The organism is Achromobacter maghribensis, assembly GCF_057334215.1.
Genome location: NZ_JBHFII010000026.1, coordinates 88,378 through 104,684, shown reverse-complemented (window position 1 = coordinate 104,684; position 16,307 = coordinate 88,378). Strand labels below are relative to the sequence as shown.

The following is a 16,307-nucleotide window of genomic DNA, read 5'->3' as shown; positions in this document are numbered from 1 at the left end:
CCCCCCACCAGGATCAGGCCATCGACGCCGGCCTCCAACGCGCGCTTGGCGTGGCGCACATTGGTGACGTCGTGATAGACCAGCCCGCCGTACGGATGCACGGCTTTCACCACGGCTTCCGGCGCATGCAGCGATGTGATGATGAGCGGCACACGCCGTTCGGCGCAGATGGCCAGGTCGCCCTGCCAACGCGGATTGCTGGGATGGATGATCAGGTTCACGCCATACGGCGCGACGCGGGCGCCGGGGTTGGCCTGGCGCCTGGCGGCCAGGCCTTCCTCGATGCGGGTGATCCAGTCGTGCAGCTGCTCCTGCGGCCGCGCATTCAAGGAAGGGAACGTGCCGATGATCCCCGCCGCGCATTGCGCCACCACCAATTCCGGCCCGGAAACCAGGAACATGGGGGCGCCGATGATGGGCAGGCGGGTCTGGGCGTGTAGCGCAAGCGGAGGTTGCATCGTGGTGCTCCGGTGGGGTCAGTTGGCCTGGATGTTGGCGCTTTGGATAACTTCCGACCACAAGGCGTACTCGCGGTCGATACGGGACTGCAACGCCTTCGAGTCGCCGGCGTTGATGGTGTAGCCGCCTTCGGTCATGGCTTTGCGGAAGGCGGGATCCTTCGAGACTTCGTCGAGCGCGCGGGTCAGGCGGGCCGAGACGGCGTCGGGCAGTTTCTTGGGGCCGACCAGCGCGTACCAGCCGACGACTTCGTAGTCCTTCATGCCGGCTTCCATCATCGTGGGTACGTCGGGCAGTTCCGGATTGCGGGTCCTGGATGTGACGGCCAGTGCGCGCGCCTTGCCGCTCTTGATGAAGGGAATGGCGGTGCTGGTGATGTCGAACATGAAGGTCACCTTGCCGCTGATCACGTCCATCATTGCCGGCGAGTTGCCGCGATACGGCACGTGCAGCATCGACGCATCGGCCTGTTTTTTCAGCAGTTCGGCCGACAGGTGGTTGGATGCCCCGATGCCGGCGGATCCGAACGACACCGCGTCCGGGTGCGCGCGGGCGTAGCCGACGAGTTCGCCGACATTCTTGGCGGGGATCTGCGGGCCGATCAGCAGCACGTTGGCGTAATCGACCACCAGCCCGATCAGCGAGAAATCGCGGCGCGGATCGAACAGCGTGCTGCGCTGGACCAGCGGCGACATGGTCAACGTGGGGCTGGCGGCAAAGCCCAGCATGTAGCCGTCGGGCGTGGCCTTGGCGGTGGCGTCGGACGCGATCATGCCGCTGGCGCCGGCGCGGTTCTCCACCACGACGGTCTGGCCCAGCTTGTCGCCCAGGTACTTGGCGAAGACGCGGGCCGTGGTGTCCACGGGGCCGCCAGGGGCGTAGCCCACCAGCAGGCGGATGGGGCGTTCGGGGTAGGCGTCCGCACGGGCGGAAGCCGCCGTAGCAAGCGCCGCCACGGCGGTGGCCGCGGCGAACAGAGTCTTGATGTTCACGCTGTTGTCTCCTTGTGTAGTAGCGGCGGGTCGTGGAGCGGAACAGCGAGTCCGCGCCTACGCCAGCCTTTCTTTCAGCGGTTGCTTCAGGATTTTTCCGCTGACGGTCGTGGGAATGGTGTCGATGGGGATGATTCGTGCGGGCCGCTTGTAGGGCGCCAGCTGCGCGCGCAGGTGCAGCATCAGCAAGTTGGTGTCGATCGTGGCGCCGGGCAGGGGTTCGACGAAGGCGATGACTTCTTCATTCTGGTCGGCCGTGTCGCGGCCCACCACGGCGGATAGCCGCACGCCGGGGAACGCGTTGATCACCGATTCGACTTCGATGGGGTACACGTTGAATCCGGACCGGATGATCAGGTCTTTGGAGCGGCCGGCGATGAACAGCGCGCCGCTGTGGTCGACATAGCCGATGTCGCCCGTGTTGAGCCAGCCGCCGGGCAAAAGCGCTTGCGCCGTTTGTTCGGGGCTGCGGTAGTAGCCCAGCATGACGCCGGGGCCGCGGATCAGGATGTCGCCGCGCTCGCCAGGCGCGGGTGTGCCGCCGTCGGGGCTGCCGATGCGCATTTCGACGCCGTCCACCGCGTAGCCGGCCGAGCAGTCTTCGCGCGGCGCGTCGATGCGCGTGATGAACATCGATCCCGCATATTCCGTGATGCCGTAGCCATGGTGCATCGACACGCCAAAGTAGCGTTCGGCATCACGCTTGAGCGTGGGGTCCAGCGCGGCCCCGCCGGTGTACAGGTAGCGCAACGCCGGGGCGCGCAGGTCCGCGCGCGGCGGCGCCACGGCCATCATCCGGCTGAACATGGTGGGCACGCCCTGCAGGATGCTGACGCCAGGATGGGCCAACGCCTTGAACGCGTCTTCCGCGTCGAAACGGCTGCGCAGCACCAGGCTGGCGCCGGCGTGCACGGTGGCCATCAATACCGTGGCGATGCCGAAAATGTGCGACATGGGCAGCGCCGCGTAGCCGATGTCGTGCGGTGTCAGGCGGCGCGATGCCGCCGACACCCGCGCGAAGTGCAGCAGCCCGCGATGGGGCACCATCACGCCCTTGGGCGCGCCGGTGGTGCCGGACGTGTAAATCACGGTGGCGACTTCCGCGGCCTGCTCGCCGGTCTCGGCCTGCGTGGGAACGGCCGCCCGCAAGGCCTGCACGCCCGGACCCCAGATGGCCGGGGCCGCGTCCGTGGCGCCGGCGGCCACGGCATGCGCGGCCGCCGCGGGCGAGATGCCCGTGGTGTAGAGCATCAGTTCGGGCTGCGCGTGTTGTCGGATGTTGTCGACCTCGCGGGCGGACAAGCGGGCGTTCACCCCAACCGGCCAGGCGCCGGCCAGGCCGCACCCGAACAGCGCGGCGATCATCGCCGCGCAGTTTTCCCCCACCATCAGCACCCGGTGGCCGGGTTGCACGCCCTGTTCGCGCAACCAGCCCGCTACGGCCTGCACGCGTTGCCACAGTTGGGCGTAGGTCAGCGTGCCGCCGCCTTCTTCGTGCAGGCAGACGGCGTCGGGCCGCTGGCGCGCTTGCAGCGCCAGGACTTCGTGGATGCGGGTGATGGGTTCTGCTTGGGACATCGGTGTTGCCGTGAAGGTCAAAGGGTGGCCTGGGTGCCCAGGATTGCGGTGGATTGGCTGGACAGCGTGCCGCCATTGCCATGCACCAGTGCCAGTTGCGCGTCGGCAACCTGGCGCGCGCCGCATTCGCCGCGCAACTGCCGGACGGCTTCAATCATGATGAAGACGCCATACATGCCGGGATGCACGCAGCACAAGCCGCCGCCATTGGTGTTCACCGGCAGCCTGCCGCCTGGCGCGATGGCGCCGTCCGCGATGAAGTCCTTGCTTTCGCCCTTGGCGCAGAAGCCCAGGTCTTCCAGGAAGAGCAAGGTGTTGATGGTGAAGGCGTCGTAGAGCTCGACCACGTCGACGTCTTTGGGCGTGACGCCGGCCATGTCGAAGGCGCGCTTGCCGGATTCGGCCGCGGCCGTCACGGTCAGGTCTTCCATGGACGAGATTTGCCGGTTCCACACTGCCGTGGCGTTGCCCAGCACGTAGACGGGCGGACGCGGCAGGTCGCGCGCCCGGTCAGCCCGCACCAGCACGTAGGCGCCCGCGCCGTCCGTGACCAGGCAGCAGTCGCGCACGCTCAAGGGGTCGGACACCATGCGGGCCGACAAGATCTGGTCCAGCGTGGCCGGCTCGCGCAGTTGCGCCTCGGGGTTCAGCTGCGCCCATTGGTTGGCCGCCAGCGCCACTTGCGCCAGGTGTTCGCGGCGCGTGCCGTACTGGTGCATGTGGCGCGCCGCCGCCAACGCATACGACGACAGCGGGCTCAACGGCTCGTATGGCGTTTCGTAGGGCTGGGGGTCGAACTGCTTGCGGACCCGGCCGATTTCGGCACGGCTCAGCGTGGACGTGCGCTGCGTGCTGCCGTAGCAAACCAGCACTGCGTTGCATTGGCCGGAGGCCAGCGCATGCAGTGCCGGCATCAGGTGCGCCACGAAGCTGGAGCCGCCCAGCATGGTGCTGTCGATGAAGGTGGGGCGGATACCCAGGTGTTCGATCACCGGCATGGCCCACATCGGCGCCGCGACGCTGGCCGTGCAGATGCCGTCGATGTCGCGCATCGTCAGGCCGGCGTCGGCCACGGCGCGCTGCGCCGCCTGCACCAGGATTTCCATTTCGGTATAGCCCGCGGCCTGTCCAAGCCCGGCGTGGCCCACGCCCGCCACCGCGACGGCGCCGCGCAAATCGTTCAGCGTCATGGCGCCTCCTTGTTGGGTACGAAAACCACGAGCCCGTGGCCGTCCTGTTGCGCCACGCGGGCGCGCACCGCCATGCCGATATGCACATCGGCGGGGGCCACGCCTTCCACGCGGCTCATCAGCCTGACGCCTTCCTGCAGGTCGATCAGCGCCACGTTGTAGTCGCCGCCCGCCTCGGGTTTGCGCCGCACCACGGTGGAGGAATAAACGGTGCCGCGCCCGTCGGGCTCGGTCCAGGCCAGCTTGTCCGCGCCGCAATGCGGACAAATCATTCGGGGATAGAACACGGCGCGGTCGCAACCGGCGCAATGCTGGATAAGAAAACGGCCCTCGTCGAGCGCCTGGCGGTACTGCGCCTCGACGCCCTGCGACACGCTTTCCTTGTGATCGGGAACAGTCATGGTGCGATGGGACTCCGGTAGATGACGGCTGCTAGTGTCCGCACTGGCGTCGGGTTCGGCCATTCTTCATTGCTGAAGCAGGCCTTTTGCGCGCCTGTAGAGGGGGCTCGCCCTACATCCTGCGCGAAGCCGGTCTTCGGAATAGGCAGATTGCCGGTCCGCCCGCGCCGTGGCTAGATACCGGGCAAAGGAGGTAGACCATGAACCTGACCTGGACGCCGCAAGAGCGCCAATTCCGCGACGAGGTGCGCACGTTCGCCGCGGCCAACCTGCCGGCCGATATCCGCGACAAGGTACTGCGGCATCAGCGGCTGGAACGCGAGGACTACGTGCGCTGGCACAACATCCTGGCCGACCACGGCTGGGGCGCGCCCAATTGGCCCGTCGAGCACGGCGGCACCGGCTGGAACGCCTTGCAACGCCTGATCTTCGAAGTGGAATGCTTCAAGGCGGGCGCCCCGCGGCTGCTGCCTTTCGGCTTGTCCATGATTGGTCCCGTGCTGATGAAGTACGGCAGCGCCGAGCAACAGGCGCGCCTCTTGCCGCGCATGCTGCGCGTGGAGGATTGGTGGTGCCAGGGCTATTCCGAACCGGGTTCCGGTTCCGACCTGGCCTCGCTCAAGACCCGCGCCGTGCGCGATGGCGACGAGTATGTCGTCAACGGCCAGAAAACCTGGACCACGCTGGCCCAGTACGCCGACTGGATGTTCTGCCTGGTGCGCACGGACCCCGACGCGCGAGCGCAGCGCGGCATCTCGATGCTGCTGCTGGACATGCGCACCCCGGGCGTGACCGTGCGCCCGATCCGCACGCTCGATGGCGGCCACGACGTGAACGAAGTCTGGCTGGAAAACGTGCGGGTGCCGGTATCCAACCTGGTGGGCGAAGAGAATCAGGGGTGGACCTACGCCAAGTATCTGCTGGGCCACGAGCGCACCGGCATCGCCGGGCTGGGCCACTGCCATCGCGAACTGGGCATCTTGAAGCAGATGGCCGCGCGCGCGCAGTCGCATGGCAAGCCGCTGCTGGCCGACAGCCGCATCCGCGACCGCATTTCGCGGATAGAAGTCGACATCATGGCGCTTGAAATGCTGCTGTTGAGGGTGGCCTCCAGCAACGACGGCACGCCGGGGCCCGAGGCGTCCGTGCTGAAGATCCGCGGGTCCGAGATCCAGCAGGACCTCGCCATGCTGCAGATGGAAGTGGCGGGGCCGGATGCCTGGCCCTACGACCCCGACTGGCTGCAGGCCGGCGCCGATTTCCATGGTCCGGGCCCCGAGATGGCTGCCGCCTCCGGCGCGGGCTACGCCGATATGCGCAAGACCTCCATCTACGGCGGCACGACCGAAGTGCAGAAGGGCATCATCGCCCGGCTGGTGCTGGGCCTGTAGGCCCACCCCGCGCAATCCGACAGGAAGACACGCATGGATTTCATCTACACCGAAGAACAGCGCATGTTGGCCGACAGCCTGCGCCGCCTGGTCGACCAGGCATGGACGTATCCCCAGCGCCGCGCCCGCCAGGCAAGCGGCACGCTGGACCCCAAGGCCTGGGGCGCGCTGGCCGAACTGGGCGTATTGGGCCTGACCATTTCACAGGACTTCGGCGGATTCGGCGAAGTGCCGGCCAGCCTGCTGCCGGTGCATGTGGAACTGGGCCGCGGACTGGTGTCCGAACCGGTCATTCCCAGCGCGGTCATGGGCGCGGCGCTGCTGGACGCCTGCGGTGACGCCCTGCGCGGCCGCTGGCTGCCCGCCATCGCATCGGGCGAGGCCATCGTCAGCGTGGCCTACCAGGAACCCGGCCGCCGCTACGACACTCTTCCCCAGCATTGCCACGCCGCCAAGACCGCCGAAGGCTGGCGCCTGGATGGCGTCAAGCACCTGGTATGGCATGGCGCCGCGGCGACGGCATGGCTGGTCAGCGCGCAAGGCGCCGACGGGCAGACCGTGCTGCTGGCGGTGCCGTCCGATTCGGCCGGCGTGCGGGTGACCGATACGCCCACGTTGGACGGCGCGCGCTGCGCCCGGCTGGACCTGGACGCGGTGGGCTTGCCCGCCGATGCCTTGCTGGCCGAAGGGCCGGCCGCGGACGCAGCGCTGGCGCAAGCCTTGCAATGGGGCACGGCAGCGCTGTGCGCGCATGCGGCGGGCGCCATGGAGCGCCTGCTGGAGATCACGGTTGACTATCTGAAGACGCGCAAGCAGTTCGGGCAGCCGCTGGCGTCGTTCCAGGCCTTGCAGCATCGCCTGGCCGAGATGCTGGTGGCCAAGGAACTGGCCTTGTCGATGGCCTATGTGGCGGTTGCCGCCTTGACCGAGCCGGATGCCGCGCAGCGCCGCCGCATGATCGCGTCGGCCAAGCTGGAAGCCGCGCGCGCCGGACGCCAGGTGGCGCAGATGGCCGTGCAATTGCACGGCGGCATGGGCATGACCGACGAACTGGATGTGGGCGACTATTTCAAACGGCTGACGGTGGTGGACCAACTGCTGGGCGACACGGCCGAGCAACTGGCCGTTCTGGAGGAACTGGCATGAGCGCAACCGCGTCCCATCCGCCCCAAGGGGCCGAATACACCCAGATCCGCTTTACGCTGGATCGCGGCGTGGGCGTCATCACGCTTGACCGCCCCGACCGGCTGAACAGCTTCACGGAAGTCATGCACGCCGAGCTGGCGCGCGCGCTGGACGCCATGGAGGCTGATCCGGGCCTGCGTGGCCTGGTCATCACGGGGGCGGGCCGCGGCTTTTGCGCCGGCCAGGACCTCTCCGAGCGCAAACCCGCCGACGACGGATCGCGCCGCGACCTGAGCCAGATGCTCGAGAAATGCTACCGGCCGCTGATCACGCGCTTGCGCGCATTGCCCGTGCCGGTGGTGTGCGTGATGAACGGCGTGGCGGCGGGCGCGGGCGCCAGCCTGGTGCTGGCATGCGACGTGGTGTTCGCCGTGGAGTCGGCGCGCTTCATTCAGGCCTTCAGCAAGATCGGCTTGCTGCCCGACGCCGGCGGCACGTGGTTCCTGCCTCGGCTGGTGGGGTCGGCCCGCGCGATGGGGGCGGCGCTGTTCGGCGAAGCGGTCAGCGCCCGGCAGGCGGAATCCTGGGGCTTGATCTGGCGCGTGGTGCCCGACGACGCGCTGGCCGCCACGGTGTTGGACGTCACGGCGACCTTGGCGGCGGGGCCCACGCGGGCCTATGCCGCGACCAAGGCGGCGCTGCATGCGTCCAGCGGCAACACGCTGGCGCAGCAGTTCGATCTGGAATGCCGTTTCCAGCGCGAGCTTGGCTACACCGACGACTACCTGGAAGGGATGCGAGCCTTCGCTGAAAAGCGGCCGCCCGCGTTCACCGGCACGTGACGCCGCAGGCGGGCGCTGCGGGCGTCAGGGCGCCCGTGGCACCTGGATCTGTTCGATCAGTTCGCGCGCGCAGCCGGGCAGGGCATCGATATCGCGCACCAGCAGTTTGCGCTCTCGCACCACCCACGGTTCGTCCAGCTCTACGACGCGCAGCTTGGTGTCGGCGCCGTAGCGGCGGGCGGCGGAGTCGGGGATGACGCCGATGCCGACGCCGGCCTGCACCATGCGGCAGATCGAATCGAAGCTATAGAGCTGGATGCGTTGCGGCAGGCGCTGCCCGCCGCGTTCCAGCTGGTCGCGCAGGAAGGCGACCAGCGTGGAACCCTCGTGCATGGTGATGAACGGATAACGCACGGCGTCCACCAGCTTGACCTTTTCCTGGTCTTGCAAAGGGTGGCCGTTGGGCACCACCAACACCAGCCGGTCGGTGCTGAAGTGGATTGTCTGCAATTCGGGGGCGTCCACCGGTCCGGCCACGATGCCCAGGTCGGTGGTGCCGTCCAGCACGCCCCGCACGATGTCGCGCGTCAGGCGTTCCTGCAGGTCGACCGTTACCCCCGGATGGCCCGACAGGAACTGCGCCAGGATGTCCGGCATGAATTCGGTGACCGCCGTGGTGTTGGCGAAGATCCGGATGTGGCCGGCGTCGCCGTCGGACTGCTCCTGGAAGTCGTGCTTCAGGTGATCCACCTGCCGCATGATGACGCGGGCGTGCTGCAGCAGCTTCTGGCCGGCGGGCGTGATTTCCACGCCGCGGCTGTCGCGGTACAGCAATCGGGTATTGAGCTGATTCTCCAGCGCTTTGATCCGCACGCTGACCGCGGCCAGGGACAAGTGCGCCCGTTTGGCCGCCTGGGTCAGGCTGGGGGATTCCGCGATATGGATGAACAGGCGTAGGTCGGCAAGGTCGAAGTGCATGGGGCATATATTACGGCGCGCGGCGCCGGGGCTGGGCATGGGCCGTCGATTCAGGCGCCGCAAACCCCGCCTTGAGGAAAAACGAATTCACATTGGGGACGGCTTGCGGGCATGCTTCAGGCTGAGAAAACCCCACCAAAGGATATCGGCATGACTTCTACAGATCCGGCAGGCTGGATCGGCAGCGGCGAACGCAAGGCGGACGCGATGGATCCCGGCCATGCCGCGCGCATCGCGGCCACGCTGGGCGGTGCGGCGCCGGCCCAGGGCGAGGCCCTGCCGCCCCTGTGGCAATGGGCGTTTTTCATCAGCACGGTAGGCATGGATGGGTTGGGGACAGATGGTCACCCGTCACGCGGCGGTTTCCTGCCGCCGGCCCAGGACCGCAACCGCATGTGGGCCGGCGGCCGGGTGGAATTCCGCCAGCCGTTGAAGGTTGGCGTTCCCGCCGAACGCGTGTCGACCGTCGCCGACGTCAAAGAGAAAACGGGCCGCACCGGCGCGCTGCTGTTCGTGACCGTGCGCCACGAATACCATCAGGCGGGCCAGATCGTCATCCAGGAAGAGCAGGACATCGTCTACCGGCAGCCGTCGCCGCCAAAGCTCGTGGGCAGCGAACCCGCGCCTCAGGCGCAATGGCGCGACACGGTCCATCCGTCTTCCGTGCTGCTGTTCCGCTATTCCGCGGTGACCTTCAATGGCCACCGCATCCATTACGACCATCCCTACGTGACGGGCACCGAGGGCTATCCCGGCCTGGTGGTGCACGGCCCGCTGATCGCCACCGAGATGGTGGCCGCCTTTACCCGCGCCCATCCCAAGGCCCGTCTTACGCACTTGTCGTACCGCGGCTTGCGTCCGTTGATTTCGCCCGCGCCCTTCCAGGTGGCCGGCCGCTTGACCGAGCCGGGCGTGGCCCAGCTGTGGGCCGAGCAGGACGGCACGCTGGCCCACCAAGCTGAACTGAGGTTTACCGAATGAGCACGCAGGCCACCCGCCCCTTGGACGGCATCACCGTCGTCAGCCTTGAACACGCCATCGCCGCGCCATTCTGCACCCGCCAACTGGCGGACATGGGCGCGCGCGTCATCAAGATCGAACGTCCTGGCAGCGGCGACTTCGCCCGGGGCTACGACGAACGTGTGCGCGGCCTGTCCTCGCATTTCGTCTGGACCAACCGTTCCAAGGAGAGCCTGACGCTGGACCTGAAGCGCGACGAAGCCGGCGGCATCATGGACCGCCTGCTGGAATCGGCCGATGTGCTGGTGCAGAATCTGGCGCCCGGCGCGGCCGCGCGGCTGGGGCTCTCGTTCGACGCCCTGCACAAGAAGTACCCGCGCCTGATCGTGTGCGACATCTCGGGCTACGGCGAAGGCGGCCCCTACCAGGACAAGAAGGCCTATGACCTGCTGATCCAGAGCGAAAGCGGCTTCCTGTCGGTCACGGGCACGAAAGATGATCCCGTCAAGGCGGGGTGCTCGATCGCCGACATCGCGGCGGGCATGTACGCCTATTCGGCCATCCTGAACGCCTTGCTGCTGCGCCAACGAACCGGATTGGGCAGCCGCCTGGACGTATCCATGCTGGAAAGCATGGTCGAATGGATGGGCTTTCCGATGTATTACGCGTTCGAAGGCGCCGCGCCGCCCGTGCGTGCGGGGGCCGCCCATGCCTCGATCTACCCCTATGGGCCGTTCCCGGTAGGCGACGGCTCCACCATCATGCTGGGCCTGCAGAACGAGCGCGAATGGCGCGTTTTCTGCGCTCAGGTGCTGCGCCAGGCCGATCTGGCCGAAGACCCGCGCTTCCTGTCGAATTCGCAGCGCACCGCCAACCGCGATGCCCTGCGCGACCTGATCGTGGCAGCCTTTTCCGATTTGTCCGTCGCGCAGGTCACGCAGCGGCTGGAAGACGCCCAGATCGCCAACGCGCGGGTGAATGACATGGCGGGCGTCTGGGCGCATCCGCAATTGCAGGCGCGTGCCCGCTGGAGCCAGGTCGACAGCCCCGCCGGCACGCTGCCGGCGCTGCTGCCACCAGCCAGCAGCAACGCTTTCGCGCCGCGCATGGCCGCGGTGCCCTCGGTGGGCCAAAACACGGATGCGGTGCTAGCATCATTGGGATACGCGCCGGATCAGGTGGCGCAATTCCATGCCTCGGAGGTCGTGTGACGCATCCCGTCGTTCGTAGCGCCCTGTTCGTGCCGGCTTCGCGCGCCGAGCGCATTCCCAAAGCGCTGGCCGCCGGCGCGGACGCCGTCATCGTCGACCTGGAAGATGCCGTCGAGCATCTGGCCAAGGCGTCTGCCCGCGAAGCGCTGTGTGACTTCCTGGGGACGCATCGCCAGGCGCGCCTGTGGGTGCGCATCAACGACGCGTCCACGTCCTGGCACGACGACGACCTGAAAGCCTGCCGGGGCCACCCCGGCGTGGCCGGGATCCTGCTGCCCAAGGCCGAAAGCCTGGCGCAGGTCCGGCACGTGGCGCAGACGGGCCTGCCCGTCATCCCCATCCTTGAAACCGCCCGCGGCCTGCTGAACGCGGCCGAGGTCGCGGCCACCCCCGGCGTGGCGCGGCTGGCCTTCGGCAGCCTGGATTACGGGTTGGACATGGGTCTTACCCCCGACACGCCCGGCGCGGAAACCGTGCTGGACCACGCACGGGTGCAGGTGTTGCTGCATACCCGTTCAGCCGGGCTCGCGCCAGCGCTCGATGGCGTATTCCCCGGCGTGCAGGATCAGGCCGGATTGGCGCACGCGGCGGGCCGCGCGCAGCAGATGGGGTTCGGCGGCATGCTGTGCATCCATCCCACGCAGGTGCCGGTGATCCACGCGGCGTTCGTGCCGGCGCAAGAAGAGCTGGAATGGGCGCGCCGCGTGGTCGCCGCCCATCGCGAAACGGCGGCGGGCACTTTCATGCTGGATGGCAAGATGGTCGACGCGCCCGTCATCGCGCGCGCGCGGCTGGTGCTGGCGCAAGCCGGCGAGCACGGCGCGTAGCCGGGGAAGATCGCCTATCCTCGGGTTTCCCTCTTTTTTCACAGGCTGCGGCATGAGCGATGCGCTCTTCATCGGACACACCTATATCGATGTCACCGTGCTGGCCGACGAATGGCCCACGGGCGACGAAAAAAGCGTGGCGCGGGACTACGCGGTGTCCTTCGGCGGCAACGCCGTCACGGCGGCGTTCGCTTGCGCGCAGCTGGGGTCGCCACCCGACCTGGTCTGTTCGCTGGCGCCCGACTGGCTGGGGCACATGTACACGGACATGGCCGCGGCACATGGCGTGACGCTGCACGCGCGCCATGTGCGCCGCTCGTCCTTGTCCTTCATCATGCCCAACCACGGCAAGCGCGCCATCGTGCGCGCACGCGACGTGGACTACCTGAACGATTTTCCCCGCCTGGACATCAGCGGCTATCGAGCGCTGCATCTGGATGGGCATCAGCCCGACGCCGCGCTGCACTATGCGCGGGCGTGCCGGCAGGCAGGCGTGCTGACGTCGCTGGATGGCGGCGGTGTGCGCGAGAACACCGACGAGCTCTTGCGCCACATCGACATCGCCGTCTGCGCGGAGCGCATGTGCGAACAGCTGGGCCTGACGCCGGAAGGTCTGCTGGGCTTGCTCAAGGCGCGCGGCTGCCGCATTGGCGCCGTGACCATGGGCGAACGCGGCATGCTCTGGTACGACGAGACCGGCCGTGTCGACGTCCTGCCGTCACTGGACGTGCCGGGCAATCGCATCGTTGATACCTCGGGGGCGGGCGACGTGTTCCACGGCGCCTATGTGTGGTCTTACCTGAACCGCCCCGAGCAACCTTGGGCAGAACACTTCACGTTTGCGCGGGCGGCGTCCGCGCACAAAATCCAGCACCTGGGCAATGAAGCCGGACTGCCGAAAGTGGAAGACGTGGAGCGGGCCATGATGGCGTTCGCCGCCAAGGCGGGCTGAACGAAAGGCAGGGCAGAGGCTTGCGGCCAAGGCCGCGTGAAGATGGCCTGCGTGGCGCTATTGAACAAGCCGTTCGATCGCCTGGTCCTGGATCGCGTCGATCCATTCACCGATCGGCTTGCCTTCCACCCACATGTCCGGCGCCAGATCGCGCAGCGGCAGCAGCACGAAGGCGCGCAAGTGCATCCGGGGGTGCGGCAGGATCAGGCGTTCGTGGTCCTGCTGCGTGTCGCCATATGTCAGCAGGTCCAGATCCAGCGTGCGCGGGGCGTTCTTGTAGGGACGCTGGCGGCCGTGGCTGTTTTCCAGCGCTTGCAGGGCGTCCAGCAAGGCCAGCGGCGGCAGGCGCGTGTCCAATGCCGCCACGGCGTTCACGAAATCAGGGCCGGTGGCGTCCACCGGCGCGCTGCGGTAGAACGGTGACGCCGTCACCGCGGTGATGCCGTCGGTCGCCTGCAATTCGGCCAGCACGCGGCGCAGGGTGGCCGCGCTGTCGCCAAGGTTGGCGCCCAGGCCGATATAGGCGCGGACGATGGCGGACGGCATTCCGTTATTCGGCGCTGGCCGGGCCGCGTGGCGCCGAGCGGCGCGGACGGCGACGCTTGCGCGGGGACGATGACGCGGGCGGAGCACCGAAGCCGCCACCGCCGCCGCCGTCGCCGGCTTCGCGCGGCAGGCGCGAGACTTCTTCAATCATGTCGGCGCGCAGGACGTCGTCGGCGTTGGCCAGATCCATCCACCACTGCGCCAGCACGCTGTCGAACTCGCCGGCGGCGGCGCGCAGCTGCAGGAAGTCGCACGCGGCGCGGAATCGCGGTTGTTCGATCATGCGGAAGATGGTCTTTCCCATGCGGCGTTCAAAACGCGGCTGCATGAACCAGATTTCGCGCATGTCGGACGAGAAGCGGCGCTGAATGGCCAGTTTCTCGGTCTGCTCGTCCAGCACGGAATCGGCCGCTTGCGACAACGCGGGGATGGTGTGTTCGCCTTGGGCGCGCAGTTGCTTCCAGCGCACATCGACCTGCTGCCACAGCAACGCGGCAAACAGGAAGCTGGGGCTGATGGTCTTGCCGGCGCGCACGCGCGCGTCGGTGCGTTCCAGCGCCAGTTCCACGAAGTGTTCGCCACCGGGTTGTTCCAGCACCACGTCCAGCAACGGCAACAGGCCGTTATGCAGCCCGTCGGCGCGCAGTTGGCGCAGGCAGTCCATGGCGTGGCCGCAGGTCAGCAGCTTGAGCATTTCGTCGAACAGGCGCGACGCTGGCACGTTTTCGATGAGCTCGGCCATGGTGCTGATCGGCTGGCGCGTGGCGGGGTCGATCGTGCCATTGAGCTTGGCGGCGAAACGCACCGCGCGCAGCATGCGCACCGGGTCTTCGCGGTAGCGCTTGACCGGGTCGCCGATGATGCGAACCTGGCGCTTCTTCAAGTCGGCCACGCCATTGTGGTAGTCGATGACTTCCTCGTTGTGCGGGTCGTAGTACAGCGCGTTCATCGTGAAGTCGCGCCGCTTGGCGTCTTCTTCCTGCGAGCCGAACACGTTGTCGCGCAGGATGCGGCCGTGCTCGTCGGTCTCTTGGTCTTCCGAGGCCGGAGCGCGGAAGGTCGAGGTTTCGATGATCTCCTGGCCGAACACCACGTGCACCAGCTGGAAACGGCGGCCGATGATGCGGGCGCGGCGGAACAGCGGACGGATCTGCTCGGGCGTGGCGTTGGTGGCCACGTCGAAGTCCTTGGGCTCCAGGCCCACGATCAGGTCACGCACGGCGCCGCCGACGATATAGCCTTCATAACCGTGCTGGCGCAGGACTTCGCAGACCTTGATGGCGTGGCGCGAAACGTTACGGCGGTCAATACCGTGTTTGTCGCGCGTGATGCGCAACGGCCCCCGGGGTGCCGGCGCGAACAAGCGGCCGACGAATTTTTTTATGGTTTCAGTGATCATTTAGGACTTCGAATCTTCCATGTGGTCGAATAAGTCGATCACTTGCCAGCCGCGTTCCTGGGCGATATTGCGCAGGGTCGGGCTGGGGTTGGCGGCGATCGGACGGGTCACCTTTTCGAGCAGCGGTACATCATTGACTGAATCGCTATAGAAAAACGATTCGGGGAAATCCGCAAGCCCTAGCCCCATATTGGACAGCCAATCGTTCACGCGCACCACTTTGCCTTCCTTGAAGCTGGGCGTGCCCAGAATGCGGCCGGTGTAGCGGCCGCGCAAGTATTCGGCATCGGTGGCCACCAGATGCGGCACGCCGAAGGCGCGGGCGATGGGAGCGGTGACGAAGCTGTTGGTGGCTGTGACGATGGCGCACAGGTCGCCGGCGTCCAGGTGGGCTTGCACCAGACCGCGCGCGTCGGCGGTGATGGACGGGCGGATCACTTCGCGCATGAAATCCTCATGCCAATCCGCCAGGTCGTATGGCGAATGCGCCGCCAGCAGGCCCAGCATGAACTCGGCGGCCTGTTCGGCGGTGAGTTCGCCGCGGTTGTAGCGGTCCATCAGGTCGTCGTTCTGACGGCGGGCGATGTCGGGGTCTCCCGCGCGGCCCGTGCGTGCCAGATAGTCGGCCCATTGGTAGTCGCTATCCAGCGGCAGCAGGGTGTGATCCAGGTCGAACAGGGCGAGACGTCGGGTGGTCATGTGCGTTGCGAATCAGGGTCTGCGAGCATGGCCCGCAGCAGGGGCAGGGTGATGGGGCGGCCGGTGGCCAGGGAATAACGGTCCAGCGCGTCGAGCAGCGCGGCCAGTTTGCGGATGTCGCGCTCGTGGTGGATCAACATCCAGTTGATGATCTCGGGTGCCAGGTGCATGCCGCGTTCGGCCGCCTGGGCGGCCAGCGCGGCCAGCTTGTCGGCGTCCGACAGCGGGTCCAGGCGGAACACGAGGTCCCAGCCCAGACGGGTGCGCAGGTCTTCGCGCAGCGGCATCGACAGCGGCGCGCGGTCGCCGGCCAGGGCCAGCGCAAACGCGCGGCCCGTGGCCGCGGATTCGCGCCAGCGGTTGTACAGCGCAAACAGGGCGGCCTGGCGGCTGTCATCCATGCGATGCACGTCGTCCACCGCCACGAACTTCGGCATGGGCGATTTGGAATCCGCTTCGGCCAGGCGGCGCAGCATCATCTCGCCCTTGGCCGGATCGACAAACACGGCATCGGGGCGCGCGGTCAGCGCGCGCAGCAGATGGGTGCGGCCGCAGCCCGCGGCGCCCCAGATATACAGCGCCCGGCCCGGATTGAGCGCGCGCACGGCTGCCAGCGCTTCCCCGTTGGGGCCGGCGATATAGTTGTTCAGCGATGGCGCTGGCGCGGGAAGAACGTCGAGCAGCAGCTGGCGGTTCATGAGAGTTATCGATCAGGCTTGCAGCGTCGCGAGGACATGCCGGTGTTGCCGGAAAAGCCAAAAAACGGTGATACAAAGGGCCGGCGCAAGATTAACCCGCCAGAAACTGGCAAAATCCA

The 16,307-nt window shown here is 67.5% G+C and carries 17 protein-coding genes; 7 read left to right on the top strand and 10 right to left on the bottom strand.

The window, feature by feature from the left end; translation table 11 throughout:
• The 5 genes from ACE039_RS11310 to ACE039_RS11290 all read right to left on the bottom strand — a co-directional run.
• On the bottom strand, positions 1 to 458 hold a 458-nt coding region (locus tag ACE039_RS11310), incomplete at its 3' end, for an NAD(P)H-dependent flavin oxidoreductase (RefSeq protein WP_485822400.1).
• 18 nt (positions 459 to 476) lie between these two features.
• Positions 477 to 1,451 carry a Bug family tripartite tricarboxylate transporter substrate binding protein gene (locus ACE039_RS11305; RefSeq protein ID WP_485822399.1) on the bottom strand — a complete coding sequence of 325 codons (975 nt, stop codon included), beginning with the start codon at positions 1,449 to 1,451 and terminating at the stop codon, positions 477 to 479.
• A gap of 57 nt (positions 1,452 to 1,508) precedes the next feature.
• Positions 1,509 to 3,029 (bottom strand): class I adenylate-forming enzyme family protein, encoded by a 1,521-nt coding sequence (locus ACE039_RS11300; protein WP_485822398.1) that lies wholly within the window; start codon positions 3,027 to 3,029, stop codon positions 1,509 to 1,511.
• A 17-nt stretch (positions 3,030 to 3,046) separates the two neighbouring features.
• Positions 3,047 to 4,219 carry a thiolase gene (locus tag ACE039_RS11295; protein WP_105555438.1) on the bottom strand — a complete coding sequence of 391 codons (1,173 nt, stop codon included), beginning with the start codon at positions 4,217 to 4,219 and terminating at the stop codon, positions 3,047 to 3,049.
• Entirely contained in the window at positions 4,216 to 4,620 is a 405-nt protein-coding gene (locus ACE039_RS11290; protein WP_105555437.1) for a Zn-ribbon domain-containing OB-fold protein, read from the bottom strand. Before ACE039_RS11290 ends, ACE039_RS11295 begins: the two co-directional genes overlap by 4 nt.
• Before the next feature lie 200 nt (positions 4,621 to 4,820).
• Here ACE039_RS11290 and ACE039_RS11285 point away from each other — a divergent pair, with 200 nt between their 5' ends.
• The 3 genes from ACE039_RS11285 to paaG are packed head-to-tail and all read left to right on the top strand — an operon-like array spanning position 4,821 to position 7,978.
• Positions 4,821 to 6,011, top strand: a complete 1,191-nt coding sequence (locus ACE039_RS11285; protein ID WP_105555436.1) for an acyl-CoA dehydrogenase family protein — start codon at positions 4,821 to 4,823, stop codon at positions 6,009 to 6,011.
• Positions 6,012 to 6,044: 33 nt separating this feature from the next.
• Positions 6,045 to 7,157, top strand: a complete 1,113-nt coding sequence (locus ACE039_RS11280) for an acyl-CoA dehydrogenase family protein (RefSeq protein ID WP_485822397.1) — start codon at positions 6,045 to 6,047, stop codon at positions 7,155 to 7,157.
• Positions 7,154 to 7,978 (top strand): 2-(1,2-epoxy-1,2-dihydrophenyl)acetyl-CoA isomerase PaaG, encoded by an 825-nt coding sequence (gene paaG, locus ACE039_RS11275; RefSeq protein WP_485822396.1) that lies wholly within the window; start codon positions 7,154 to 7,156, stop codon positions 7,976 to 7,978. Before ACE039_RS11280 ends, paaG begins: the two co-directional genes overlap by 4 nt.
• 24 nt (positions 7,979 to 8,002) lie before the next feature.
• On the opposite strand, the gene ACE039_RS11270 is transcribed toward paaG, so the two are convergent.
• Positions 8,003 to 8,896: a LysR family transcriptional regulator gene (locus ACE039_RS11270; RefSeq protein ID WP_105555433.1), complete on the bottom strand. Its 894-nt coding sequence runs from the start codon at positions 8,894 to 8,896 to the stop codon at positions 8,003 to 8,005.
• A 150-nt stretch (positions 8,897 to 9,046) separates the two neighbouring features.
• On the opposite strand from ACE039_RS11270, the gene ACE039_RS11265 reads away from it, so the two are divergent.
• The 4 genes from ACE039_RS11265 to ACE039_RS11250 are packed head-to-tail and all read left to right on the top strand — an operon-like array spanning position 9,047 to position 12,846.
• Positions 9,047 to 9,877, top strand: a complete 831-nt coding sequence (locus tag ACE039_RS11265) for an HTD2 family dehydratase (RefSeq protein WP_310034727.1) — start codon at positions 9,047 to 9,049, stop codon at positions 9,875 to 9,877.
• Positions 9,874 to 11,067, top strand: a complete 1,194-nt coding sequence (locus ACE039_RS11260; RefSeq protein ID WP_105555431.1) for a CaiB/BaiF CoA transferase family protein — start codon at positions 9,874 to 9,876, stop codon at positions 11,065 to 11,067. Before ACE039_RS11265 ends, ACE039_RS11260 begins: the two co-directional genes overlap by 4 nt.
• On the top strand, positions 11,064 to 11,894 hold the full coding sequence (locus ACE039_RS11255; RefSeq protein WP_105555430.1) for an HpcH/HpaI aldolase/citrate lyase family protein: 831 nt from the start codon (positions 11,064 to 11,066) through the stop codon (positions 11,892 to 11,894). The genes ACE039_RS11260 and ACE039_RS11255 overlap by 4 nt, the downstream gene beginning before the upstream one ends.
• Positions 11,895 to 11,946: 52 nt before the next feature.
• The gene (locus tag ACE039_RS11250; RefSeq protein WP_485822395.1) at positions 11,947 to 12,846 is read left to right on the top strand and encodes a sugar kinase; all 900 of its coding nucleotides are present in this window, start codon (positions 11,947 to 11,949) and stop codon (positions 12,844 to 12,846) included.
• A 57-nt stretch (positions 12,847 to 12,903) separates the two neighbouring features.
• Here ACE039_RS11250 and ACE039_RS11245 read toward each other — a convergent pair whose 3' ends face one another.
• From ACE039_RS11245 to hda, 4 genes are read right to left on the bottom strand one after another with little or no spacing between them, the layout of a single operon-like run.
• The gene (locus tag ACE039_RS11245; RefSeq protein WP_485822394.1) at positions 12,904 to 13,392 is read right to left on the bottom strand and encodes a 2-amino-4-hydroxy-6-hydroxymethyldihydropteridine diphosphokinase; all 489 of its coding nucleotides are present in this window, start codon (positions 13,390 to 13,392) and stop codon (positions 12,904 to 12,906) included.
• A 4-nt stretch (positions 13,393 to 13,396) separates the two neighbouring features.
• Positions 13,397 to 14,791 carry a polynucleotide adenylyltransferase PcnB gene (pcnB, locus tag ACE039_RS11240; protein WP_485822393.1) on the bottom strand — a complete coding sequence of 465 codons (1,395 nt, stop codon included), beginning with the start codon at positions 14,789 to 14,791 and terminating at the stop codon, positions 13,397 to 13,399.
• Positions 14,792 to 15,490 (bottom strand): HAD family hydrolase, encoded by a 699-nt coding sequence (locus ACE039_RS11235; RefSeq protein WP_105555426.1) that lies wholly within the window; start codon positions 15,488 to 15,490, stop codon positions 14,792 to 14,794. It abuts the gene before it with no gap.
• Positions 15,487 to 16,188 (bottom strand): DnaA regulatory inactivator Hda, encoded by a 702-nt coding sequence (gene hda / locus ACE039_RS11230; RefSeq protein ID WP_485822392.1) that lies wholly within the window; start codon positions 16,186 to 16,188, stop codon positions 15,487 to 15,489. The genes ACE039_RS11235 and hda overlap by 4 nt, the downstream gene beginning before the upstream one ends.
• Positions 16,189 to 16,307: the final 119 nt, after the last annotated feature.